24 protein-coding genes and 2 pseudogenes are annotated in these 24,545 nt (G+C 57.8%); 17 read left to right on the top strand and 9 right to left on the bottom strand.

What is annotated here, in order from left to right; translation table 11 throughout:
* Positions 1-8: 8 nt before the first annotated feature.
* From F617_RS0113610 to F617_RS0113535, 16 genes and pseudogenes are all read left to right on the top strand, one after another.
* Positions 9-1,142 carry an aminotransferase gene (locus F617_RS0113610; protein WP_019565628.1) on the top strand — a complete coding sequence of 378 codons (1,134 nt, stop codon included), beginning with the start codon at positions 9-11 and terminating at the stop codon, positions 1,140-1,142.
* A gap of 74 nt (positions 1,143-1,216) precedes the next feature.
* The gene (locus F617_RS0113605; RefSeq protein ID WP_019565627.1) at positions 1,217-1,996 is read left to right on the top strand and encodes an ABC transporter substrate-binding protein; all 780 of its coding nucleotides are present in this window, start codon (positions 1,217-1,219) and stop codon (positions 1,994-1,996) included.
* A 48-nt stretch (positions 1,997-2,044) separates the two neighbouring features.
* Positions 2,045-3,415 (top strand): M20/M25/M40 family metallo-hydrolase, encoded by a 1,371-nt coding sequence (locus tag F617_RS0113600; RefSeq protein ID WP_019565626.1) that lies wholly within the window; start codon positions 2,045-2,047, stop codon positions 3,413-3,415.
* Positions 3,408-4,079, top strand: a complete 672-nt coding sequence (locus tag F617_RS0113595; RefSeq protein WP_019565625.1) for an ABC transporter permease subunit — start codon at positions 3,408-3,410, stop codon at positions 4,077-4,079. The genes F617_RS0113600 and F617_RS0113595 overlap by 8 nt, the downstream gene beginning before the upstream one ends.
* Before the next feature lie 4 nt (positions 4,080-4,083).
* Positions 4,084-4,767: an ABC transporter permease gene (locus F617_RS0113590; protein WP_019565624.1), complete on the top strand. Its 684-nt coding sequence runs from the start codon at positions 4,084-4,086 to the stop codon at positions 4,765-4,767.
* A 145-nt stretch (positions 4,768-4,912) separates the two neighbouring features.
* Positions 4,913-5,056: pseudogene (locus F617_RS29150) on the top strand (arginase family protein); the annotation flags it as partial.
* Positions 5,056-6,123, top strand: coding sequence for an ornithine cyclodeaminase (locus F617_RS0113580; protein ID WP_026330837.1), 1,068 nt, complete (start codon positions 5,056-5,058; stop codon positions 6,121-6,123). The pseudogene F617_RS29150 and the gene F617_RS0113580, both read left to right, overlap by 1 nt.
* Entirely contained in the window at positions 6,120-7,304 is a 1,185-nt protein-coding gene (locus F617_RS27020) for an MFS transporter (RefSeq protein WP_019565621.1), read from the top strand. Before F617_RS0113580 ends, F617_RS27020 begins: the two co-directional genes overlap by 4 nt.
* A 196-nt stretch (positions 7,305-7,500) precedes the next feature.
* Positions 7,501-8,388 (top strand): amino acid ABC transporter permease, encoded by an 888-nt coding sequence (locus F617_RS0113570; RefSeq protein WP_019565620.1) that lies wholly within the window; start codon positions 7,501-7,503, stop codon positions 8,386-8,388.
* The gene (locus F617_RS0113565) at positions 8,385-9,146 is read left to right on the top strand and encodes an amino acid ABC transporter ATP-binding protein (RefSeq protein ID WP_019565619.1); all 762 of its coding nucleotides are present in this window, start codon (positions 8,385-8,387) and stop codon (positions 9,144-9,146) included. The genes F617_RS0113570 and F617_RS0113565 overlap by 4 nt, the downstream gene beginning before the upstream one ends.
* Before the next feature lie 25 nt (positions 9,147-9,171).
* The gene (locus F617_RS0113560) at positions 9,172-9,996 is read left to right on the top strand and encodes an ABC transporter substrate-binding protein (RefSeq protein WP_019565618.1); all 825 of its coding nucleotides are present in this window, start codon (positions 9,172-9,174) and stop codon (positions 9,994-9,996) included.
* Between the two features lie 63 nt (positions 9,997-10,059).
* Complete coding sequence (locus F617_RS0113555; RefSeq protein WP_019565617.1) at positions 10,060-10,938, top strand: polysaccharide deacetylase; 879 nt, start codon at positions 10,060-10,062, stop codon at positions 10,936-10,938.
* Positions 10,935-11,825 carry a polysaccharide deacetylase family protein gene (locus F617_RS0113550; protein ID WP_019565616.1) on the top strand — a complete coding sequence of 297 codons (891 nt, stop codon included), beginning with the start codon at positions 10,935-10,937 and terminating at the stop codon, positions 11,823-11,825. The genes F617_RS0113555 and F617_RS0113550 overlap by 4 nt, the downstream gene beginning before the upstream one ends.
* Positions 11,818-13,185, top strand: coding sequence for an MmgE/PrpD family protein (locus F617_RS0113545; protein WP_019565615.1), 1,368 nt, complete (start codon positions 11,818-11,820; stop codon positions 13,183-13,185). The genes F617_RS0113550 and F617_RS0113545 overlap by 8 nt, the downstream gene beginning before the upstream one ends.
* A 34-nt stretch (positions 13,186-13,219) precedes the next feature.
* The gene (argH, locus tag F617_RS0113540) at positions 13,220-14,608 is read left to right on the top strand and encodes an argininosuccinate lyase (protein WP_026330835.1); all 1,389 of its coding nucleotides are present in this window, start codon (positions 13,220-13,222) and stop codon (positions 14,606-14,608) included.
* Positions 14,609-14,679: 71 nt separating this feature from the next.
* Entirely contained in the window at positions 14,680-15,585 is a 906-nt protein-coding gene (locus F617_RS0113535; RefSeq protein WP_019565613.1) for a LysR substrate-binding domain-containing protein, read from the top strand.
* 245 nt (positions 15,586-15,830) lie between these two features.
* Here F617_RS0113535 and F617_RS27015 read toward each other — a convergent pair.
* From F617_RS27015 to F617_RS0113520, 3 genes and pseudogenes are all read right to left on the bottom strand, one after another.
* Positions 15,831-17,097, bottom strand: a pseudogene (locus F617_RS27015) (type II toxin-antitoxin system HipA family toxin).
* Positions 17,078-17,389 (bottom strand): helix-turn-helix domain-containing protein, encoded by a 312-nt coding sequence (locus F617_RS0113525; protein WP_019565611.1) that lies wholly within the window; start codon positions 17,387-17,389, stop codon positions 17,078-17,080. Before F617_RS0113525 ends, F617_RS27015 begins: the two are co-directional and overlap by 20 nt.
* Positions 17,390-17,594: 205 nt before the next feature.
* The gene (locus F617_RS0113520) at positions 17,595-18,161 is read right to left on the bottom strand and encodes a TetR/AcrR family transcriptional regulator (protein WP_026330834.1); all 567 of its coding nucleotides are present in this window, start codon (positions 18,159-18,161) and stop codon (positions 17,595-17,597) included.
* A 109-nt stretch (positions 18,162-18,270) separates the two neighbouring features.
* Between F617_RS0113520 and F617_RS0113515 the strand changes: the two genes are divergently transcribed.
* Positions 18,271-19,680, top strand: a complete 1,410-nt coding sequence (locus tag F617_RS0113515) for an amidase (RefSeq protein ID WP_019565609.1) — start codon at positions 18,271-18,273, stop codon at positions 19,678-19,680.
* A gap of 198 nt (positions 19,681-19,878) precedes the next feature.
* On the opposite strand, the gene F617_RS0113510 is transcribed toward F617_RS0113515, so the two are convergent.
* The 6 genes from F617_RS0113510 to F617_RS0113485 all read right to left on the bottom strand — a co-directional run bounded on the left by F617_RS0113510 (position 19,879) and on the right by F617_RS0113485 (position 24,498).
* Positions 19,879-20,268, bottom strand: a complete 390-nt coding sequence (locus F617_RS0113510) for a RidA family protein (RefSeq protein ID WP_019565608.1) — start codon at positions 20,266-20,268, stop codon at positions 19,879-19,881.
* Between the two features lie 318 nt (positions 20,269-20,586).
* Complete coding sequence (locus F617_RS0113505) at positions 20,587-21,345, bottom strand: alpha/beta fold hydrolase (RefSeq protein ID WP_026330833.1); 759 nt, start codon at positions 21,343-21,345, stop codon at positions 20,587-20,589.
* Between the two features lie 106 nt (positions 21,346-21,451).
* Positions 21,452-22,186, bottom strand: coding sequence for a L,D-transpeptidase (locus F617_RS0113500; RefSeq protein ID WP_019565606.1), 735 nt, complete (start codon positions 22,184-22,186; stop codon positions 21,452-21,454).
* Positions 22,183-22,713, bottom strand: coding sequence for a VOC family protein (locus F617_RS0113495; RefSeq protein WP_019565605.1), 531 nt, complete (start codon positions 22,711-22,713; stop codon positions 22,183-22,185). Before F617_RS0113495 ends, F617_RS0113500 begins: the two co-directional genes overlap by 4 nt.
* A 65-nt stretch (positions 22,714-22,778) precedes the next feature.
* Positions 22,779-23,627: an alpha/beta fold hydrolase gene (locus F617_RS0113490; protein WP_019565604.1), complete on the bottom strand. Its 849-nt coding sequence runs from the start codon at positions 23,625-23,627 to the stop codon at positions 22,779-22,781.
* A 46-nt stretch (positions 23,628-23,673) separates the two neighbouring features.
* Positions 23,674-24,498, bottom strand: coding sequence for an oxidoreductase (locus F617_RS0113485; protein WP_019565603.1), 825 nt, complete (start codon positions 24,496-24,498; stop codon positions 23,674-23,676).
* Between the last annotated feature and the right edge of the window lie 47 nt (positions 24,499-24,545).

The raw sequence follows: 24,545 nt of genomic DNA, 5'->3' as shown, positions 1-24,545 counted from the left end.
AGAATGACATGAAAATCCGCGACTTCGGCGTCGAAATCTGGATGAACAAGTACGAGACAAAGTGTGAGCTGAATCTCGCCGAGACCTGCGTCGAGTCGCTCACGGTCGCGGAACTTCTCGACATGTCCGGCATCAACGATATCGGCCAGCAGCTCGGACCCCTGAAGCTGACCTACGGAGAGATCGAGGGCAGCGTCCGGCTGCGCACGCTGGTCGCCGACCTTTACGAAAACCAGAAGGTTGAGAATGTCGTCATCACCCACGGGGCGATCGGCGCGAACGCGCTGGTTCACCAGACCTTGGTGGAGCGTGGCGACCGCGTTATCTCGGTCCTTCCGACTTACCAGCAGCACTATTCGATCCCTGAAAGCATCGGTGCGGACACGCAAATCCTGAAGCTGACCGAGAAGACCGGATTCCTTCCCGATCTCGAGGAACTAAAGAAGCTCGCGACGCCCGGCACGAAACTTATCGCGATCAACAATCCCAACAATCCGACCGGCTCGCTTATGGACCGGGCCTACCTGGAAAAAATCGTCGAGATCGCGCGCGCCTGCGGTGCGTGGATCCTTTGCGACGAGGTGTACCGCGGCACGGACCAGGAGGGCGAGCTTGGAATGACGGCCTCCATCGCCGACCTCTACGAAAAGGGCATCAGCACTGCGAGCATGTCCAAGACCTACTCGCTTGCAGGCCTCCGCCTTGGCTGGATCGTAGCGCCACAGGAGCTCATCCATGCCGTCTGCATCCACCGCGACTACAACACGATCTCGGTCGGCATGCTTGACGACCACTTCGCGGCTATCGCGCTTGAGAACAAGGAAAAGATCCTCGACCGCAGCCACCGTATCACCCGCACCAACCTCGCAATCCTGTCCGAGTGGGTGGATAGCGAACCGCTGATCTCATGGGTAAAGCCCAAGTCCGGAACGACCGCGCTGCTGAAGTACGATCTGCCAATGTCGTCCGAGGAGTTCTGCCTGCGTCTCCTTGAGCGGACGGGTGTGATGCTGACGCCTGGTAGCGCAATGGACATGGAAGGTTATCTGCGCATCGGTTACTCGAACGGAGAAGAAATCCTTCGCGAGGGCCTCGGCCGCCTCTCGCAGTTCCTTAAGGAAGCCTCCGCCTCCGCTGCCTGATCCACGCAATCTTGGAATTCCTGCGCTCGATTCGGGGCGCGAGGATGTCTTCGTTATCAAAAAAGGGGAATCACATGAAACGACTGACAATTGCTCTTGCTCTTTCGCTTCTTGCAACGGCGGCGTCTTCCGCCGACCTGCGCGTCGGCACGAGCGCCGACTATCCACCATGGGAATCCGTCGATGGAAGCGGAAATATCGTCGGCTTCGACAAGGACGTCGGCGATGAAATCTGCAAGCGGATCGGGGCGACCTGCAACTGGCAGAACCAGGCCTATGACGGTCTTCTGCCCGGCCTGCAGATCGGCAAGTTCGATCTCGTGATTTCGGGCATCTCGATCAATGACGAACGCTCGAAGAAAGTCGACTTCTCCGTGGCTTACGCCGATGCGCCGAACTCGATCGTCGTTGCGGCGGGTAGCCAGGCGGCTTCGGACAAGACAGCCGCCGATCTGACCAAGACGCTCGCGAAATCCGCTATCGGCGTTCAGACCGGCACCACCCACGAGCAGGTGGTGCGGGCTCACTTCCCGGATGCCGACGTACGCGTCTACGACCGTCCCGACCAGATTGCCGACGACCTGCTTGCCGGACGCATCGATGCCGGCCTGATGGAAAGATCCGCCTGGGAGCCGCTCGTCAAGGAGCGCGGCAAGGACAAGCTAGTCTATGCCGGGCCGTTGCTTACGGGTTCGGACTTCTCCGAATTCGGAAAAGGCCAGGGCGTTGCCATGGCCAAGGGCAAGAACGAGCTCAAGGGCAAGGTGGACGGCGCCGTCGAAGCGATGCTGAGCGACGGGACCGTGAAGACCATCTCCGAAAAGTGGTTCGGATACGACGTTTCCAAGAAGTAACGCGTTGAGGGAGGCGGCTATTCAGCCGCTTCCCGTAAAGGAGGAAGCATGCGCGTGCCACCCGATCTTCTAGCCGCGGCGGCGAAAGACCTCGCGGATCTGGTGTCCATCCCATCTGTCAGCGCCCGTGGGGAAGGACTCGACGCCTGTGCCGACGCGGTCGAGGCGCTGCTGCAGGATGCAGGATTCCACACGGAGCAGCATCCCGGCGACGTCGGCCCCTTCGTCGTCGGCGAAACCGGCGACGGCCCGTTTACCCTCATCGTATACAATCATTACGACGTGCAGCCCGAGGATCCCGTCGATCTCTGGACCGACGCGCCCTTCGTTCTCTCGGAGCGTGGTGGACGACTCTACGGGCGCGGCGTTGCGGACGACAAAGGCGAGTTCGTCAGCCGCCTTGCCGGATGGCGTGCCTTTCGTACCCGCCGTCCCGATCCGCTGCCCTACAAGCTGATATGGATCGTCGAGGGCGAGGAGGAGATCGGCAGTCCGTCCCTGACAAGCTTCCTCAAAACAAGGTTTCCAGACACAAAGGCAGATCTCTGCTGGTGGGAATATGGCGAGGTCGACAGAACGGGTCGCCCTATCGTCCTGATGGGATTCAAGGGCGTGCTTGCGGTCGAGCTGGTATGCCAGACAGCGCGTGCCGACCTCCATTCCAGCCTCGGAGCGATCTTCGACAACCCACTATGGCGGCTCGCGTCGGCGGTCTCCTCTCTTCGGAACGCGTCCGGGCGCATCCTGATCAATGGCTTCTACGATGACATCGTCGCCCCGGAGCCTTACAGCCGGGAGCTGACGGCCACGGCACCGTTTCCTCTGGAAGACCTCCAAGCCGAAACGGGTGGGCGCCGCCTGCTCGAGGGCATCGATGCCACCACTTTCTATGAGCACCTTAACTTCGAACCCTGTCTGAATGTGAACGGATTTCACGGGGGCTACGGCGGAGAGGGTGCGAAGACTGTCCTGCCGTGCAGCGGCGTCGTAAAACTGGATTTTAGACTCGCGCCTGGCCAGCATCCCGTCCGCATAGCGGAACTCGTCCGCGTCCATCTGGACACGCTCGGCTTTGACGACATCGAACTGAAGGTTCTCGATGCCGAGGTTCTGGGTGTGCGAAGCGACCCATCGCACGTGGCTGTCGGCCTCGGTGCGGCCCTCCTGGAAAAGTGGTTCGGCGGCCCTGCCATCATACAGCCGAGCTCGGCAGCGTCCGGGCTGGCGCATCCCTTCGTCCATACGTTCGGCGCCACACTGTTTGGGGCTGGCCTCACGCACCATGGAGCGATGCTGCATTCGCCTGACGAGAACATCATCGTGGAGCAGTTTGAAAACATGATCGGGTTCTCGGCCGATTTCTTCGCCGGTCTGGCGGAGCATGTCGGCAAGCAGTTTCTGGAGGCTGGCAATGTTTGAAGCAATCCAACAATATCAGGGGCAACTTCTTCAGGGACTTGTCACGACGCTTAGTGTTGCGGTCGGAAGCTTCGTCGTCGGATTTCTAATCGCCGCCGTCCTCGCGCCGCTGGCAATTTACGGCAAGCCGTTCGTCCGGCGGCTAGTGATGGGATACGTCGGGCTGATCCGAGGCCTTCCGGAACTTCTCGTTATCTTCCTGATCTTCTACGGCGGCACGGTCCTGCTCACGAAGATTACGGGTCAATATGTCGAAGTCAACGCCCTAAGCGCAGGCATTGCATCGCTGTCGATTGTCGCCGCCGCCTATCTTACCGAAATCCTCCGAGGAGCGTTGCTCAGCGTTTCGGCTGGCCAGTGGGAGGCGGCACTGTCGCTTGGTTTACGCAGGCCACGCGCCTTCCGACTGGTGGTGCTCCCTCAGATGATGGCGCGCGCCCTGCCCGGCCTCGGGAACCAGTGGCTCGTCATCCTCAAGGAGAGCGCCCTCGTTTCTGTCGTCGGCCTCGAGGAACTTATGCGTAAGTCCGTCGTCGCGGCGGGCGCAACGCACGAGCCTCTCGCGTTCTATCTCACCGCCGCCGCTCTCTACGTCATGGTGACGGGCGTCTCCACGCTCTTACTGAAGGCGTACGAGGTCAAGCTGTCTCCGCATTTAAGGTGAAGCCATGTTATCGCTCGATCTCTTCGCCCCTGCATTCATGGCCGTCAAGAACGGTTTTCTCCTGACGATTATGATCACGCTCGCAAGTTTCGCGTTGGGACAAGTGCTCGCGCTGCCGCTGGCATTGGCTCTCACGTCGGAGAAAAGGTATCTGCGCCTGCCCTTCGCCACCTACACGTTCCTTATTCGCGGCAGTCCTTTGCTCGTGCAGCTCTTCATCGTCTATTATGGCCTAGGTCAGATCGAGGCGGTTCGCAGCAGCTTTCTGTGGCCGGTTCTACGAAGCCCTGTGAACTGCGCTATCATTGCTATCGGTCTAAACTCGGCCGCCTATTCGGCAGAGCTTCTGGCTGGTGCCGTTCGGCAGATCCCGATTGGCCAGTGGGAGGCCGGACGCGCGCTCGGACTTCATCGCGCCGTGCTGCTCCTGAAGGTCATTATCCCTCAGGCCTACAGGTCCGTGCTTCCAGCCATCGGAAACGAACTTGTCCTCGTGATGAAGGGCTCCACCTTGGCGAGCGCGGTGACGGTGATGGAGATGACCGGCGCTGCCCGCGTGTTCGTCGCCCGGACGTATGCGCCCTTCGAGACCTTCCTAATCGCCGGAGCGATCTACCTGCTCATGGGCGCGGTGTTTGGCCGTCTGTTCAGAACAATCGAGGCCCGCGTCGCTATTCCAGGACGCTGAGGCCCTGCCAGGGAGAAGTCAATGCTTTGCAAAATCGTCGGGATACCGCTTCAAGTCGGTGCCTCGCAGCTTAGTTGCGAAATGGGACCAAGCGCCATCAGGGTCGCGGGTCTATCAGAGGCTCTTCGCGAGCTCGGCCATGAACGAGAGCGGGCTGGTCGCCAGTCTCGACCTCGTCGAACTTAATCCGTTTCTCGACGAGCGCGGCCGCACCGCAAAGCTTCTCGTCGATCTCACCGCGAGCGTCATGGGACGCACCGTCCTGGACCGGCCTACAAGGAGCTACTGATGCCCACACCGCAGAACCTAAACATAGTCCCTTTCGTCAGCGTCGAGAACATGATGGACCTCGTCCTTTCTGTTGGCGTGGAGACATTCCTCCTCGAACTAAGCGCGTACGTCGAAGAAGACTTCGCGCGATGGGAGAGCTTCGACAAGACGCCGCGCATCGCCTCCCATTCGCATGACGGCGTCATCGAACTGATGCCGACCAGTGACGGCAAGCTCTACGGCTTCAAGTATGTCAACGGACATCCGAAGAACACGAAATCCGGGCGGCAGACGGTAACGGCGTTCGGCGTGCTCGCCGACGTCGACAACGGATATCCGGTTCTGCTGACGGAAATGACGATTTTGACGGCGCTGCGCACCGCTGCGACGTCGGCCGTCGCCGCAAAGCATCTCGCCCCTAAAAGCGCTCGCACCATGGCCATCATCGGCAACGGCGCACAGAGCGAGTTCCAGGCCTTCGCGTTCAAGGCGCTGCTCGGCGTCGATCATCTAAAGCTTTACGACATCGACCCGTTCGCAACCGAAAGATGCGCTCGAAACCTAGAGCCCTTCGGGTTCCGGATCGACACGTGCCGCACGGCAGAAGAGGCCGTCGAAGGCGCGCAGATCGTCACCACTGTCACTGCCGACAAAAAGAACAGCACGATCCTCAGCGACAACATGGTCGGACCTGGAATTCATATCAACGCGGTCGGCGGAGACTGCCCCGGCAAGACCGAACTCCATCGCGACATCCTCCTGCGCTCTGACATCTTCGTCGAATTCCCGCCGCAGACCCGGATCGAAGGCGAAATTCAGCAACTTCCCGAGGATCATCCGGTTCACGAGCTATGGAAGGTGGTCGCAGGCACAGAGAGCGGTCGCGCTTCAGAAACGCAGATCACCCTGTTCGACAGCGTCGGGTTTGCCACGGAGGACTTCTCGGCGCTAAGGTACGTTCGCGATAAACTATCCGCCGATTCACGATTCCAGAACCTAGACCTGCTTGCCGACCCCGACGAGCCGCGCGACCTCTTCGGCATGCTGATGCGCCATCAAGCTCGCGCCACGCAGGCGGTCGCTTGACGGACAAAAGCATATTGGGCGAACAACCCGGCGCAGGACCTGCGCCGGCCGTTCGAGGTGCCCTTGCGCGTTGGACGTCATCCTTCGCGCTTCTGAACGTACCCAAGGCGGCTGGGCCGATAGCGTTCTCTCTCCTGTCGCTACCGCTCACTGGCGACCCCACGAGCGGCGCCGCGATCATGCTTGCGATGACTGGCGCGCAACTTGCCGGCGCGGTCCCCGCTACAAGGCTCGGGCGAAACTGGAACGCAGTCGTGTTCTTCAAGGTGCTGCTTATGTTGCGCACAGCGGCTCTCGGCGGCATGGTGGCGCTTGCCCTCGCGAAAGCCCCTTTTGTCCTGCTGGTATCCGTCGCCGCACTCGCCGGCCTGGTAGACGGGGCAGCTTTCAGTTTCCTGCGGTCGATATTGCGGTACCTGATCGCTGACCGGCAGATCGTCCGCGCACTCGCCGTCGGTTCGACGTTGAACGAGGTCACATTTGCGGCGGCGCCTGTCGCGGCTTCAGCTCTGTCGACGATATCTCCGTCTCTAGCAGTTCTTGTGGCGGTGATTGTCGGCGCAGCACCATTGCTGCTCATCCCAAGCATTCCGGCTGCAGTCATTCCTAAGATGGACCGGACCCTGCAGCCGCGAGGCATGCCCCGTTCCGGATTATGGTTGCTCTGTTCCTGCGCCAGTGGTGCAGCCGTCGGAGCGATAGAGGTCGGCGCTGTCGCAATTGCGATACGCTTCGGCTTCGAGCCCGAGCTCGCCGTCATATTCACGGTTGCTCTATGCCTTGCCTCGATCTCTGGCGGGGCCTGGATCAGCTTCACCAACAGGATGATCCGCCGGGAGCGCGTCGCCCTACTGCTGCTATCGATGGCGGCTGGATCGGCGATGGTTGCCTTGGAGCATTCCGTCGTAGCGACGGTCGTTGGATGTCTCCTCGTCGGAGCCGTCATGGCACCGCTGAGCACTTACTATTCCGTCGCGATCGAAGGGTTGGCGCCACCCGACAAATGGGCAGAAGCCTTCGCGCTGCTGAGGACGGCGAATTCATTTGGCCTAGTGCTTGCCACCGCGATGTTGACCTGGGCCCCGCTTGAATATGGGCTTGCGCTCGGAGCGGCTTTTTCGACGGTAGCCTTCATGGCAGCAACTGGAGCAATTATGGCTGCGCACAGAGATCACCGATAGCCCGCAATTCCGGCGAACTCGACCACTGCGCCTCCAACGATCAGACTGCGCGACCCCTGGATCCAGGTCCGCTTATATTCATGCGTTTGTCGCATAAATCTTATGAGGGATCGTCGTTTGTGACGTGCGTGTGTTCCCCCTAAATTTTGAATTCAAGAGCTCAAGAGAGCCAGGGAACCAAAAACTGAGGATGCCAATGCCGACAGATAGTTCTGGCGACTACACCCATCTAACGATCGTCAAACCGGTCAAATACGCCAATCACCTCGGAGCCGCTATCATTTTGATCGCTCTGGCGTTCGTTGGTAACGCCTTCTGGAAGGGCGACATCGCATGGAGTTACGTCTCGGCCAACCTTCTCGAGAACAAGGTTGTCAGCGGCGTGGGGAACACCATCATCATGACGATCTGCGCGATGCTGTTGGGCATTGCGCTGGGAGTGATCGCGGCCCTCATGAGAATGTCGGACAACGTCGTGCTGCGTAGCGTGGCGGTGGGTTACATCTGGCTCTTCCGCGGTACGCCGGCGCTGCTGCAGCTCCTTCTTTGGTTCAATCTCGCCCTTATTTTCCCGACGATTAGTCTGTTCGGTCTGTTTCCGGTCCGGACCGTGGATGTGATGACGCCGTTCGTCGCCGCACTCATCGGATTGGGTCTCCAGCAGGGAGCCTACACAGCGGAGGTGGTTCGTGCAGGCGTGCTATCGGTCGACAGAGGGCAGACGGAAGCGGCGCAATCTGTCGGCATGACGAAGCTGAGAGCAATGTTCAGCATCGTACTACCGCAGGCTATGCGTGTGATCGTTCCGCCCATCGGAAACGAAACTATCGGAATGGTCAAGCTTACGTCCCTCGCAAGCGTCATACAGTTTCCCGAAGTCCTTCGAAGCGTCGAGGATGTCTACTACGTCAACTCGAGAGTCATCGAACTCCTGATCGTCGCTGCGATCTGGTACATGATCATCGTAACTGTGCTCAGTATTGGCCAACTCTATGTGGAGCGACATTTCTCGCAGGGATGGGGGCGCAGGTCGCAATCGGAACAGGTTACGGATGCCTCTCCAATCACGGAGGAACGGCAATGAGCGCGTTGATCACCGTTTCCAACCTTCAAAAGTATTTTGGCGATTTCCATGTTCTCAAGGACATCAACTTCGAGATCACCAAGGGCGAAGTCGTGTGTGTAATTGGCCCCTCCGGTTCGGGCAAAAGCACATTCCTGCGATGCATCAACCAGTTAGAAAAGATCGATGGCGGAGCGATCGTGATTGGTGATGAAATCGTGGGCTACCGTCGAAAGGGCGATAAGCTCTATCCTCTGGTGGACAGGGAAATCGCGAGGCAGCGCCGCCGTGTTGGGATGGTATTCCAAAGGTTTCACCTGTTTCCCCACAAGACGGTTCTTCAGAACGTTATTGAAGGGCCGATAAAAGTCCAGCGGCGCGATCCCACCACCTGCCGAACGGAAGCAATGGCTTTGCTCGAGCGTGTCGGAATGGCATCGAAAGCAAACGCTTACCCCAGCGAGTTGTCCGGAGGCCAGCAGCAGCGCGTTGCAATCGCTCGTGCGCTTGCCATGAAGCCGGAAGCGATGCTGTTCGACGAGCCGACGTCTGCGCTTGATCCGGAGTTGGTTGGCGAGGTCCTGAGCACAATGAAGCAGCTCGCGACAAGTGGCACAACCATGATTGTGGTTACGCACGAAATTGGCTTCTGCCGAGAGGTCGCTGACCGGGTCCTGTTCATGGATCATGGTCGTATCGTCGAAGAAGGTACACCTACAGAAATTCTGACGAATCCGCAGAATCCCAGAGTCAGATCATTTGTCTCTGCGGTGCTTTAAGAAGAAAAATCCAGAGGAGATAAGAATGAAGGCAACGTTATTTCTCGCCGTAGCTTTGGCAGCCTCGGTCGCGTCTTTCGCCCATGCTGCAGACGTAAAACTGATCAATCCTGGCGAACTTCGTGTTCTCACGAACCCGATCTATCCGCCGATGGAATTCGTAGATCCAAAATCAGGCACAATGGCCGGGTTCGATATTGATCTCGCGACCGCGATTGCCAAGAAACTCAACCTTAATCCATTGTTCGTGGCATCGTCATTCCAGGAGCTTCAAAGCAGCCTCCAAACAGGACGTGGCGACATCATCGTGTCTGGAATGAGCGACAATCCGAAGCGGCAGGAAGCCATGGATTTCGTTGATTACATCACTAGCGGCCCTATTTTCTTCACCAGCAAGGCAAATGCCGCCAGCTATAAGTCTAACGAAGACGTCTGCGGCAAGAAGGTTTCGGGAAGCCGCACCGGCACCTTCCCGGATAATGTCGCAAAGTGGAGTGAGGCAAACTGCGTTGCAAAAGGAAAACCTGCGGTTCAGTTCGACGGTTCAGCCGACTCGAACGCTGCGCGTCTCGGCATGAAACAAGGCCGGTATGATGTGGTCGTCCAAGGGATCGAAACTATCGCATACCAGATGAGCGTGGAGCCGGACACTTACGTTCTTATCGGTGACCCGATCCTGAACAACGACGTGTTCGGCATGGGTTTCAAGAAGGACAACCCGGGCCTGCGCGACGCTGTCGCGGGCGCGCTCGACGAATTGATCAAGGACGGCACCTACGATCAGCTCCTCAAGAAGTGGGGGCTCATCCACAATGCGGTCCCCAAAGCCGTCGTTAACGGCGTCAAATAAACACAACAGCGCGTCGCCATAACGGCGGCGCGCACGTTTCCCCACATAACGAAGTCATTTTTGATGTTGAATCTCGATCCGATTCCGACAGAAAGCCCCTGTGTGCGCTGGCCGAACAACTATCGGTCGTCCGTTGCGCTGGCGTTCGATGTCGATGGCCCTACCGGCGATGCCATGCTCGACGGCACTTTGCTTCAGAACCCGCGCTATTTCACGGAGGGAGCCTTCGGTCCCTGGCGAGCACTGCCACGCCTTCTTGATCTTCTGGACGAGCATCATCTGACGGCAACATTCTTCATCCCCACTTGGGTTGTCAACAATTGGACGGAGCTATGTATCGAGATCGTTCGGGCGGGGCATGAAGTGGGATACCACGGCCATATTCACGAGTGTTTCATCGACCTGACGGTCCAAGAGCAACAGGCAGTGATGACGACGTCTCGCGAGATTTTCCAGACGAAACTGGGCGTCACTCCAACCGGCTTTCGGACCCCTTCTGGGGATTGGTCTCGCGATACTGCAGATATTCTTGCCGACTTCGGGGTGACGTATTCGAGTTCGATGCGTGGGGACGACAGACCCTATTTCCATACAAAGCAAAACGGCGATCGGGGCCTTGTTGAGATTCCTGGCCGCTGGGACATCGACGACTACACCGCCCTCGCCTATTTTGAGGACCCTGACTTCCCCTCCGGGCAGGATCGGATTTCCGACTACGAACAGGTCGCCTGCAATTGGATCCGCGAGTTCGAGGGTTTTCATTCTGAAGGCCTGTGCTGGACGACCATTCTTCACCCGAAGGTCTGTGCAAAACCGGGACGCCTTGAAATCCTCAACAGGCTCTTTGCAGCTATCCGCAGTCACGATGACGTATGGGCAACCACTTGCGGAGAAATCGCTCGCTGGTGGATCCACCAGACAGACAGGGAAAATGAGCTATGAGGATCCCGGCTTATCGTTGGCCTGAGGCAAAAAGATGCGCCGTTGCAGTGCAAGTCATTTTCGACGACGGCCTTGATGCGGTGCTGAAGGCACCGGATCTCGTCAATAGAGCTAAGAGCTTTTCGGTTTGGGAATATGGGGCAAAGCGCGGGGTTGAGCGACTGCTGGCAACCCTTCAAAATTCGCAGGTTGCCGCCACGTGGTTCGTTCCGGGGGTCGTAGCGCAGAAACATGGAAAGCTTCTTCGCGACATTGCAGGGGATGGTCACGAGCTTGCAGCCCGGGGATGGGCGTTCGAGCTATACGAGACCCTGTCAGAGCGAGAGTCCTTAGATTGTTTGCAGAGATCGTCGCAAGTCCTTCGGGAGCTGGGCGGCGCAGAACCCAGCGGCTTTCGACTACCCGCCGGCAACTGGCCAGTGGGGTTTGATCGGCTACTCCTCCAAGCCGGCTTCGAGTGGTCCGCCAGCCTTAATGGAGACGATCGCCCGTACTCTCATTCGTCAGGTCTCGTTGAAATCCCGGTGCATCTGGAGCTTGAAGACCGTCCCTACTTTCAGTTCAACTTCAATCCACCTTTCCCGAAGGGGCTTAGTCGTCTCCCAAGCTACGACAGCGTCTTGCGGAATTGGAAGGCGGAGTTCGACGCCTATCGCAAATACGGACTGTGTTTCGTCCTTCAGATACGACCGGAGATGATCGCAACGCCTGGACGAATTTTCATCCTGCAAGAGTTCTTGGCTCATGTTCTATCCTTCGACGATGTGTGGGTAGCAAGAAGCGCGGACATCGCGCGCTGGCACCTTCGGCACGCTCTACCGGTTGAGGCCCGCCACCCCATTGAGGTCTATCGCTCCTATCGTCGGGAGAATGGTCTCCATGACTAGAAACTATCTTCGAGAACTCGCCTCACTGGTGCGCGGTACGACGTTCGCCGACCTCCCTCAAACAACTGTCGAGAAAGCGAAACTCCACCTCCTCGATACGCTCGGCGCGGGTATTGCGGGGGCTGGATCGGATGAGACCCGGAAGGCCTTATGCGTCATTCACTCCCCTTCGGCCGGCGGCAGTTCGCATGTATGGGGCAGACAAGAAAAGGTCTCTCCCCGCGACGCTGCTTTCCTGAACGGCGTGTCTGCGCATGCGTATGAACTCGACGATTGCGGCGGCTGCGATCATTCTGGAGCAGTTGTGGTGCCAGCACTTCTGGCTATTCTCCCGACCCTGACGAGCGCGTTGTCGGGTAAGGATCTGCTGTTAAGTATGGTGATGGGCTACGAAGTAGGCCGACGTATTCTCGAAGCTTGCGGCGGTTACGAGGTTCACAACGGTCTTGGCTGGCACTCCACTGGAACCTGCGGAGCGTTCGGAGCAGCCGCCGGAGCCAGCGTACTTCTTGGTCTCGACGAGAAAAAGCTTGCTTCCTCAATGGGTATTGCCTGCTCATTTGCGGGCGGCACATGGGCCTTCATCCATGATGGAAGCCAAACGAAAAAGCTTCACTCCGGTCGCGCGGCAGAGGGCGGGGTCATGGCTGCCCTGCTTGCCAATACATCCTTCACTGGCCCCACACAGGTCCTGCAACCACACAGTTGGGGAAGCTACTTATCCGCTTTCGGTCAAGACAAGGGCGACCCTGACCTTCTCACAAGCGAATATGGCGAGCGATGGCGTCTCGACCGTTGCTCGATCAAACCTTACGCCACATGTCGTGGCACGCACTCTGCAATAGACGCCGTTGAGAAAATGCTGGGACAGAATTCGCTCACGTCGTCGAACGTCGCGTTGATCGAAGCGAGGATGAGCAAATTCCAGGCCGGTATGTGTGGGGCCACCTCTGTCCATACTCGTGCTCAAGCACAGATGAGCCTGCCTTATGCGGTCGCAGCGAAGCTCGCCTTCGGTCGCGTGTTCCTTGAGGAACTGGAGGAGCAGGCCTTCAGAAGCAGAGAGGCCCTGTCTTGGTTGGACAGGACGACAGTCAACGTCGATCCTGACATGGCCGACGACGCAGAACCCGAAATAACGCTGGTGACCACGACTGGAGGCAGGTTCTCGATGACTGTCGAAGAGCCATTAGGGGGCCCGTGTGCGCCTCTTTCACGGTCTCTCATCATCGACAAGTTCAACGCACTCACTCAACGACAACTCAATCAGGATCAAGCTCGGCAGGTGATTGATTACGTTCTGGATACCGACGCGCATCAGGACGTTCGCACCCTGCCCTCCCTTCTGGCTCAGGCGTAAGCCGCCCAAATAGACGATAACGAAAGGCAATCAGATGAAAGCTCAGGCCCCAACCACATGGTCGCCATTGTTCAAGGAAGCTCTGGCCAATGACTTCCGGGACTTCCAGGAGTGCCTCGATCAGGACAAGCGCATCGCCCTTTACGATGTCGAGGGATCACGTGCCCATGCCAACATGCTGGCGAAGTGCGGCATCATTTCCCACGAAGACAACGATGCCATACAGTCTGGTCTTGTGACGATCGCCGAAGAGATGAAGGCCGGTACGTTCGAATGGAAGAAAGAACTCGAAGACGTTCACATGAATGTCGAGGCAAGACTGACCGCGCTTGTCGGCGATGCAGGAAAGCGACTTCACACGGCCCGCTCCCGCAATGATCAGAATTCCACGGACGTCAAGCTCTACGCCCGTGCCGAACTGGACCAGCTTGCCGGCGAGTTGCGGCAGTTGATTGCAGCATTCCTCAACCTTGCGCGACAGCATGTTGACACGATTATGCCTGGCTTCACCCATCTCCAGGTGGCCCAACCGATTACCTTTGGGCATCATCTCATGGCTTACGTGGAGATGTTTCTGAGGGACATCGAACGTGTCGAGCAGGCAAGGGAGCGTCTCAACGTTTCGCCGCTCGGCGCGGCGGCGCTTGCCGGTACTGGTTTTCCGATCGATCCTGAATATTCGGCCAAGATTCTCGGCTTCCGCTCCGTCTGCAGAAATTCTCTCGATGCCGTTTCCGATCGCGACTACATCGTCGATATCACTGCTGCTGGCGCACTGATCATGGGCCATCTTTCGCGTTTTGCGGAAGAGGTTATCATGTGGTGTACCCCGCTCTTCGACTTCATCGAAGTCGGAGACGCGTTCTGCACCGGTTCGTCTATCATGCCACAGAAGAGGAACCCGGATCTTGCCGAACTCATTCGCGGCAAGGCGGCGAGAATGATAGGCAATCTTGCGTTTGCCGCGTCACTCATCAAGAGCCAGCCTCTCGCCTTCAACAAGGACATGCAGGAATGCAAGCCCCCGCTTACGGACACCTTGGAAAACGTCCGAGGTGCCGTCACGGTGACCGCCCAGATGATCGCCAGTATCACGGTCAAAAAGGCCAAGATGCTGGCTGCTGCAGGGCAAGGCTACTCGACTGCCACCGATCTTGCGGACTATCTCGTACGAGCCGGCCTGCCGTTCCGCGACGCACACCATATCGTGGCGGCTATCGTAGGGGCAGCACGCGAGCGGGATTACGAGTCCCTCGCAGACTTTAGCCTTACCGACCTTCAAAGTTTCTCGGACGTTATCAAGCAGGACGTTCAGGCAGTCCTTACGGTGGAAGGTTCGGTTGCAAGCCGCGCCGGCATAGGCGGCACATCGCCCGAGCGCGTCAGGAAAGCCATCCAAGAAGTCACCAACCTCCTTAGCTGAACCTGCGTTTCATAGCGGGCGGAGATCGTTTAGGATTCTCGCCAGCTCCACATGATACGAAAGGCCATGCCTTGGACTTGAGATTCGATGCGAACCGACTGCCTCCGCTGCAGACTCTGCAAGCCTTCTCCGTCGTAGCGGCGACGGGAAGCTTTACCGCGGCCGCAGAACAGTTGAACCTCAGTCAGAGCGCGGTGAGCCGACAGATCCAACAGCTCGAACATTACTTCGGGTGTGTCCTCTTTGAACGACACACCCGGATGGTCTCAATCACCGAGCGTGGCATGACCATACTCCCCATTGTTGAAGGTCTTCTGTCTTCGTTCAAAAACTCGATCGAGGCCAGCAGGATCGGCACTCGGTCGATAACCGTGCGGATCACCCCGACATTTACACGCAGGTGGTTGCTTCCACGTCTGGCCGATCTGAAGCAACTCTATCCTGACCTCAGCATCAATATCGACACCGCATGGTTCCAGAAACCGACGTTCGGGCTCGGTGACGTTGACGTCTTCATAACCTACGGTAACGGCTTCTGGCCCGGTATGGACGTTATTCATCTGATGGAAGAGCGGTTGACTCCCATGTGCAGCCCCTACATCGCGTCAGACCTTGCGAATGACGACGATCTTTCGTCTTTGGGAAAACAGACACTTATCCACTCAAATCCCCGCCAAAGCGACTGGACTCTTTGGCTTCAGGCGCAAGGAGCGTATTCCTTCCAGGCCTCATCTCACCAGGTTTTCGATACACAGGATTTCGCACTTACGGCGGCCGCCAGTGGCCTCGGCGTAGCTATGGGCGACCTAACGCTGTTCCGTCAGGACATTGAGGATCGGAAGCTCGTCACACCCTACTCCAAAGTGGTCGAAACTGGTTACGGATATTATGCCCTTTATCCTGCCCGAGACGAAGCGCGAGCTAAAGTCGGAGATTTTGCAAACTGGCTGCAGTCAGCCTGCCAACCGCACTTGTGAAGTTTTAGGGTTACGTTTGAACCTGGCCCATTTTGCTAACGTCTGGGACCTTATGTCATTTACAGTAGTAGCGCTTCCGAAAGGGGGCCCGTAAATCAACACGGTAGGCCCGCACGCCCCTCAGATCAAATGCCTGCGATGGCTTAGATCCACATTGCCTCGCTGTTGAACGGATTCGAACCAGCAACCCTATCGGTTTTGGTGGGCTATGAAACTGCTAACGAGTTACGCAAAAACACCAATTGCTAATTCGCGCACGTGCCGAGGATCGGCGACATCAGCTTGATGTGGGCATCAATCCGTTCCAGCACTCTATCGGGTAGAACAGCTCGTTCAGGCAGAGACCACCAAGACTGGTTGACGCGCTCGACGGTCTCCGTAACAGCCTTCAGCACAGCAGCTTCAGGCAGTCGCGCACGATGCGCGAAGACTTTCCATCGCTGGGCGTTCATTGCCTTGAACGGCCTTTCACCGGCCAGCGACAGTGCCATAGCGTCCGACGGAATGTATGGGACTGTCGAGAGTACATCATAGACTGGGGCGAGTGCCGGCTTGTTGCCCTTCCCATAATAAATCAGCGACCAATTCTTGAGGTGCATGTCGCCATTGCCTGTCAGCACAGCCAAAGCCAGTCGTCGGACGAACTCGAGGGCTGCCGCTGAAGAAACGGCGATCCCAATAGCCACAGCGATATCATGATATGCGGCCCCCTCATATTTTTGAGACGGATAGACGCCGAATACCTGAGCGAAATCTTCGATATGGATGCGTTCACCACCGGCAACCCGATCGAAACGTTTGACGAGGAGGACTTTGCCGTCGGACAACGTTTCAAACTCCTCCGGAATACCCTCGAACTGCGATTGCTCCACGAGCTCGCGTTCCGGCACGTCCATGCCAATCGCTTCGGCCAATGCGAGATTTGCAAATTCGTTTTCCGAGACAGCGGGAAATGATGTTGATGGAAACTTGGCTATATATGAACCCTGCTCGTCGCCTAAGGGGATCGTCAGACCGCCGCCCTTGCCTGTGTTTTTGATGACGGAGAGTTTCATCTGCACACCGGCGAGCGAAAACCGGGCCTTCGGTCTCGGGGGTGTCAAACCCTCATTACAAACAATGCTGCCTTCGCTCGGCACAATTCGGACAGCCCCCGGCAGATCCGATCCGAGTGTTGCAAGCAGGTTGAAATCATTTCCTGCTCGCACGCTGCCTGAATGGTGCTTCTCCATCGCCTCGCGCAGTTTATCCTCTGGAAGAAGGTTCGCAAAGAACGATGGCAAAGCCCTTGCGACAGGCTTCGGGTCCTTCCGCAAACCCCCATGTGCCGCGCGAAATGACAAACTGAGCACTGGGAAACCACCCGTCTGTCGATAGCTCTCCTCAAAGCTGAACGCGTTGAAGTCTCCCCGGCGTCCTCACGATCACGCCGACCTTCAGGTCATTCAGCAGCACGTCCAGTGAGGTTATATATATTGGATCAAGAGGCGCATCAGACAATGCAATCACCATCAGGACTGGCGACGAAAGCAGCAAGGTCATCTTCGGCGCCACCTGGCTGCAGTAAAGCTTCAACCGCCGGGACCATCGCTTGAGGGATGAGCATCAGTTCCAGACCAAGCGCACGACCAATGTTGATCAGAGTGGTCGTACGGGCAGCGCTGGCTCCAGCCTCAATCTCGCGGTACCGCGGACGCGATATGCCCGCCATATTCGCAACCTGCTCCTGGGTGAGGCCCAAAGTCTTGCGCGACGTCTTGAGCAGCCGCCCTATGTCCTGAAGAGCCTCCGGATCCGACTTCATATGATACCTTAACGATTCATCTTTCCCATTATGATATGTTTACGTATCTCACAGCATCTGCTCACGCCAAACGAAATGCCGCCAATAGGGATCATATGAGGCTAAAAGATCTTCTTACAGATCAATTTTGTTTCCTCCACTGAGACAATCTGGGCACCGAAACTGGAAGCACACCCGAAATACACCCTTCATTAAATGTCCGCTCCTATCCGCCTGGCAACATGCCTGCCTGTTGATAGCTTTGGATCATCGTGTCGAACAGCGAGATGTCGGACCTGCTGCGGGCAAGGAGCTGCGCTCCCGCGATCGCGGCGAAGATTGATCTTGCCCGCGCATCGCTTCCCTTCTCATCCGTCAGGCCGGCATCGAGCAGCCGCTCCGCTAGCCAGGCGATATTGACGTCAGCGAAGGTCTGCACCTCTGTCCTGACCTGTTGAGGAAGATCATCATACTCCGCGCCGAGGAAGCTACCGAGGCACAGGCGATTGCCGTTCTCCAGCGACATCCGGAACGTCTCCGGATACTTTCGGAGAGCAGCCTTCGGATCGCCTTTTATGTCGGCGACTTCTTCGAGCCACGCCTTCGTGTCCTGCCAGTAGCGCTTTGCGATCGCGGCTGCGAGATCGGCCTTGCTTGGAAAGTGGTGATAGATGCTGGCCGCCTTGATGCCGACTTCGGCCGCTAGCTCGCGCATGTTGAGCCCCCCATAGCCGTGCGCTTGGGCGCTTAAACGCCCTGCGGCCAGTATGGCTTCCCTCGCATTCCCGGACATAATTCCCAAACTCCGTTTTTATCCTAACAAATGTTAGATAGGGGTTGACGGGCGATTTGTAAAGCGCTAGCTCTGCACTGCCTACCAACTGTTAGTTAGAGAGACCGCCATGAGCAACGAACTGATTTACTCCGATGCCACCAAGCTGGCAGAACTCATTCGCGATAGAGACGTATCGCCTGTCGAAGTGGTGCAAGCCCATCTCGACCGCATCCAGGCAGTCGACCCCCAGGTCAATGCGATCGTGACTGTCGCGGAAGGTGCGCTTGAAGCGGCCCGTAAAGCTGAAGCCGCAGTTCGTGCTGGTGAGGAACTGAGGCCACTGCATGGCGTCCCCTTCACCGTCAAGGATTCGATCGACACCGCCGGTGTCCTCACTCAGCGTGGTTCACCTATCTTCAAGGGCCGCACGCCCGATCGCGATGCGACAAGCGTCGAACGCATGAAGAAGGCAGGCGGCATCCTTCTCGCCAAGACCAACCTCCCGGAATTCTCTTATTGGATCGAGAGCGACAACCTGCTGTCCGGGCGTTCCAACAATCCATGGGATCTGGAACGCACGCCAGGCGGTTCGAGTGGCGGTGAATCCGCAGCCATTGCTGCAGGCATGTCGCCGATCGGCCTGGGAACTGACCTTGCAATCTCCGTCCGCGGGCCCGCTGCGCAGACGGGCATCACCTCGATGAAAGCGACCCATGGGCGCGTGCCAATGACCGGTATCTGGCCACGTGCGCCGCGTCGCTTCTGGCACGTTGGTCCAATGGCTCGTTCGGTGCGTGACATCGCACTGGCCTTCTCGCAGCTCGCAGGAGCCGATGGACAGGACGCTTTCGCCTCAAGTGCCGTTCCCTTCGACGCTGGCATTGGCCGACAGCCATATCGCCAGCTTCGCGTGGGTTGGATGGTCGGACCTGGATTCGGCCCTGTCGATCCGGAAGTTGCCGCCACCGTCAAGGCTGCTGCCGAGGCGCTGAAAGACCTGGGTGTCTCGGTCGAGCATGTCGGCATCCCCGCACTGGAAAAGGACTTCGCGCTTGACGTCTTTAACCGTCTCCACGTCATGGAAATGAAGCCCGCCTTCCGCGAGGCGACCGCTGGTCGTCGGGAAGACGAGCTTTACAAGATGGCAAAAACAATGCTGTCCCTGCCCGACACTTCGATGGACGATTATATCGACGCCGAACAGGCCGCCGAGCGCCTGCGTGATGGCTATGCTGATTACTTCTCACGCTACGATGCGCTCATCACCCACGTATTGCCAATTCCCGCCCATAAGCATGGCGTCGAGGAATTTGTGATCGATGGCCAGACAGTCGACGCAACTTACCTCCAAGGCGCTACCGTGCCTCTTAATATCACGGGTCTGCCAGGCGTCTCGATGCGATTTGGAACAAGCAAGGAAGGATTGCCGATCAACGTCCAGATCGTCGGCACGTGGCAGGCTGAATCGACTATCCTTCACATCGCATCCCTGCTTGAAAACGTCAGCCCGACACGGGCGATGCGGCCTCAGCTCTGAATGCTACTAACTATTCGGCACGGCGTTCTTAAGTGGGAAGGCCGTGTTCCTTCGCCAGATCGGCGATTAGATTAGGATTGCCTTTAGGGGCGTTCGCCTTGAATAGATTCGAACCAAAGTCCACCGCCTCTGATACACTAAGCTGCTGTAACTTTTATGCTCAGCGTGGAAAGGTTCGTTCGCGACATATAGGTTCCATCATCGCTTTACGGCAACACATTTCACCTCAGCGAGGAGTCCCCGGTGCGCGAGCTCCGAGACACCTATCCGGGTCCACGCATAGGTTCCCTTCGGAAACACCTCGTTTTTTACTGTCCGGAACACGTCCATGTGCTTGGACATTTCGACGTGATAGCTTGTCATTTCCACGATGTCATCGAACGTGCAATGAGCGGCTTCGAGGACAATCCGCAAATTGTCCCACATAGCTCTGAATTGCTCTAAAGGATCGTGAATAATCTTGAGATCCTTGGTCCGCCCGACTTGGCCGACGACGTAAATTGTATCTCCGACTTTAACCGCGGGAGCATAGCCTGCTCGACTGACGATCTCCTGCATCTCGTCGGGTATAATGATCTCTCGATCCATAGTGGTCCTCGCAATCTTTGCTGGTTGCTAGCGGCACTGATACGAGCGTCGCGAATTTTCAAGCGCTGCTGGATGAAAAAGTTGAAACGACCAGCGACGTCGGACAGTCCTTCACTTCGCCCGCGGGAGTGACATCTGTACATGGCGTCAGGCCAGTTCAGCCGATGACGCTCTTCATCGTTGAGCCAGGGACGGCTGCGTTTTGCACGGCTCGCTCCCAGGCGCAGGTACATGTCTCGAAACAGCTGCGCCACGTCCCCAGACGGGACGCAGCTAGCAAGTTCATCGAGACAAGCGGCTTTTGCAGAATGCATGCCGCTACTTGGCAGCTTTGGCTGCTTCCTCGATAACCTTTGCGACTGCAGCCGCCTGAGAGATGTAGATAGCGTGGCTGCCCTCTACCTCTGTCACCGTTGAACCGGCACGCTTGTACATCCAGCGCTCCAAGTCGGGGTTTATCGTCATATCGTCCTTCGCTACAATTGCGTAGCTGGGCTTCTCGTGCCAAGCTGCGGCCAAAACCGGTGTATCGGTGGCGACGACGGCGACAGGCATTTGCGACCGGGCCATGAACTCGACTTGATCCTTGGGCAGATCTGCCCCGAAATCCGCAGCGAACTTTGCCCGGTCGATAAGAAGGAACCCATCCTTCGACGGCTTAATGTCCTTGGTGGGTGACGGCATAGACTGGAGCAATTGTGCCGTGCTTTCACCTTTTTCAGGTTGGAGCGCTGCGACATAAACAAGTGCCTTGACCTTGGGATCATCACCTGCTGCCGTGATGATCGTGCCTCCGTAGCTGTGACCGACGAGAACGACATCTCCGTCCTGCTGATCGACTACGCGCATCGTGGCTGCGATGTCCTGGTCGAGGCTTGTCAGCGGCTGCTGGACAATGCTGACATTGTAGCCGTCGCGGGTCAGGATGTCATAAACGCCGCGCCAGCCCGAACCATCCACGAGCGCGCCATGGACAAGGACGATGTTGCGCGCGTCCGCTAAGGCTGGGGCTGGTACGGCAACGGAAGACAAAAGCGCGGCAACGAGGCAAACGGCCACTTTACTGAAGTTCGACATGGTCGGTAGTTCCTTGAGTTTTGTGCGTGGATTAACTGAGGCTTTGAAAGCGCTGAAGGACATGTCTCTCCTCTATCCAGGGAGGGACGGACGTGATCGCTTGCGCTTACTGCTTGACGACAATTGGCGCCTTGATCGGCACGCGTTCATAGAGGTCGATAATGTCCTGGTTGAGCAGCCGCACACAGCCGGACGAAACGGCCTTGCCAATCGAGCGCCATTGCGGATTGCCGTGCAGACGATAGAGTGTGTCCTGGCCGCCGGAGAAGATGTAGAGCGCTCGCGCACCGAGCGGATTTTTCAGGCCCTGCTCCATGCCGCCGTTCTCGATCGAATATTTGGCGAGCTCCGGCTGACGCGCGACCATTTCGTTCGGCGGTTTCCAACGAGGCCATTTCTGACGCCACTGAATGATGCCGTTGCCCTGCCAGGCAAAGCCATCGCGCCCGATCCCGACACCATAGCGCATCGCGGTCCCGCCCGGCTGGACGAGATAGAGGAAGCGGGAGGGAGTGTCGACGACGATCGTGCCGGGCGCCTCGCCAGTCGGGTCGAGGACCTGCTGGCGATAGTAGCGCGGATCGATCTGCTTGTAGGGAACCGCCGGGATTAGAAAGTCGCCATCCTCGACAGGACCGTACATGACAGCCAGTTCGGCATCTGTCGGCGCAGGAGCGATGTGGACAGGGCCGATCGGATCCTGGAGAGGCGCCGACCGTCGCCCCACCATCCGGCCCGTGCCGGGGGTGGAAACGCACCCTGCCAGGGCCGAGGTCGCAGCCATCGCCGAAAGCGACAGGAGGCTGCGACGGGATAACGAGGTATCAAAGCTCACGCTCATTCCTCGTCCTGCCATCTGCGCAGATCCGTCTGGTCATGATAGGCCATACGGTCAGGCGTGGTGATAAACTCAATCATCGTGCCCCACGGCGTGCGGCAATAGCAGACCTTGTTTCCAGGACCTTTTTCGGTTGCGTAGGGAATAGCGCGTGGTGCCGTGAGGGCTGTTCCGCCGGCCTTCTCAAAGCGCTCTACCGATGCGTCGATGTCGTGGGTATAGACACCAAAATGGGTAATGCCGAAGTCGCTCGGTGTAACCGGTTGCGCTTGCTTGGGACCGTGCATTTCGAAGAGCTCGATGTCAGGCCCGGTACCGATCTTGACCATCGCCTGCGCACGCACGACCGTTCCGGGGTAAGCACCAGTGGCCCGCTCGAACTCGGGTCCCTGCCTGGCCGGATCCTGCGGCCCGAACGATTGGTAGATCACCTGGCCGCCAAAAGCTTCCACCAGGAACGATTTTGCTGCCTCGATATCGGGCACTGTGATGCCGATGTGATTGACGCCGCGAATTTGAGGTGCAGTCATGACAGTTTTCCTTTCATGTTGAATCGATGAACGCGATCGGGCTCAATTTGCCCTGATCGCAGAATTCATTTGGCCTTGAGGAAATCGATGAGAGCAGCGGCCACTTCATCGGGGCGCTCGTCCGCCACATAGTGACTGCAGCGGGCAATCGAGCCGCCCGTGACATCAGTGGCGAACTCCTTGAGCATCGGGACCATATGAGCACCGAAACGCTGCGCCCCGCCGAGACCTAAAACGGGTATCTCAAGCGGTCGCTTCTTGTACTCAAGCGCGGCCGCATGGTCGGCGGTCAGTGTGCGGTACCATTCCATGCCACCGCGCGTGCGACCAGGAAGTGCCATTGCTTTCGCATAGATGCCGATGTCTTCAGGATTAAAGGTGCTGTGATCGTAAAACCGCTCCGCCATGAAGGCCGAAACATAGTCATGTTCGCGGCCATAAATCAGGCGTTCCGGCAGATCCCGATTAGCATGGAACGCGAAGTGCCAGATCTTTGCCGTCGTCGCCTCCCACTGGCTCCAGCCAGGAAGCGGAACATCGAGGACAGCAAGGTGAGTAACCGAATCTCGATAGATAGCGGCCTGCGGCAATGCGACCATTCCGCCAATGTCATGGCCACACACGGCATAGCGTTCATGCCCAAGGGCGAGCATTACTTCGTGCGCGTCGCGCGCCATCGTCGCCTTGTCATAGCCGTCAAGCGGGCAGTCGGAAAAACCCGCACCGCGCAGATCAATCGCCACCACGCTAAATTGTTCGGCCAGCAGCGGCATGACGTGGTGCCATTCCCACCAGGTTTCCGGCCAACCGTGAAGCAGAAGGATCGGCGGGCCGGAGCCCCCCGTGACGGCATTGATCTTGATGCCATTGACCGGCACCAGCTGCTGGGCAAACCCTTCCAATGTTGGGATCATAACTCTTTCCCATCGATGTTGATGTTAAACAGAGCTAACGACCAGCTCAGGGCTGATCGAAATCGGTCGCGATCGAGATGTCGCGCCAGGTGTCGATATCACGGCGAAACGAAGCCAACTTCCGCTCAGCGATCGAATGCGCAGCGGGACCGAGCGGCAGATGAAGCGGAGCGTCATCCGTATCGACTGCCTGCAGGATCACCGCGATCGCCTTATCGGGATCGCCCGCCTGATTGCCGTCGTTGGTTTCGCGATAGTGCCTGCGCGAACTCGCGGCGTATTCCGGCATCTCCTTGGCCGCCATCGTGATCGAACGTCCAAGGAAGTCGGTGCGAAATGGCCCAGGCTCGACGATCAGCACGCGGATGCCGAACGGCTTCAGCTCGCCGGAGAGTGCTTCGGAAACCCCTTCAACCGCAAACTTGGCTGCATTGTAATATGCTGCGCCGCCGCTGCCCGCGATCCCTGCGCCGGACGACATGTTGACAATCACTCCGCCCGAACGTCGCAGGATGGGCAAGGCCGCCTTGGTGGTTTCGATCAACCCGAAGACGTTCACCTCGAACATCGGTCGATATTCTTCAGGGGTGCCTTCCTCTATCGCGCCGAACAGACCGTAGCCTGCATTGTTTACAAGCACGTCAAACCCGCCAAATGTCTCTACCGCCTTTGCGACCGCAGCCTCGGCCGCCGCCGCATCTGTCACGTCGAGCGGCAAGGTGATCATACGGCCGTCGAATGGCCGAGCCATTTCTTCGATTGAGTTGACGTTGCGGGCAGTAGCGACAACATGATCGCCCCGCTGTGCTGCAGCGATCGCGAGCCGTTGTCCGAAGCCGCTCGAGCAGCCTGTGATGAACCAAGTTCTCATGACGTTTCTCCGCTTGTTTTCGAAATATGACTTGAATCTATATGTTT

Source organism: Agrobacterium sp. 10MFCol1.1 (assembly GCF_000381165.1).
GTDB lineage: Bacteria > Pseudomonadota > Alphaproteobacteria > Rhizobiales > Rhizobiaceae > Agrobacterium > Agrobacterium tumefaciens.
Note: the sequence above shows the minus strand (reverse complement) of the source record. Positions and strands in the feature narration are given on the sequence as shown.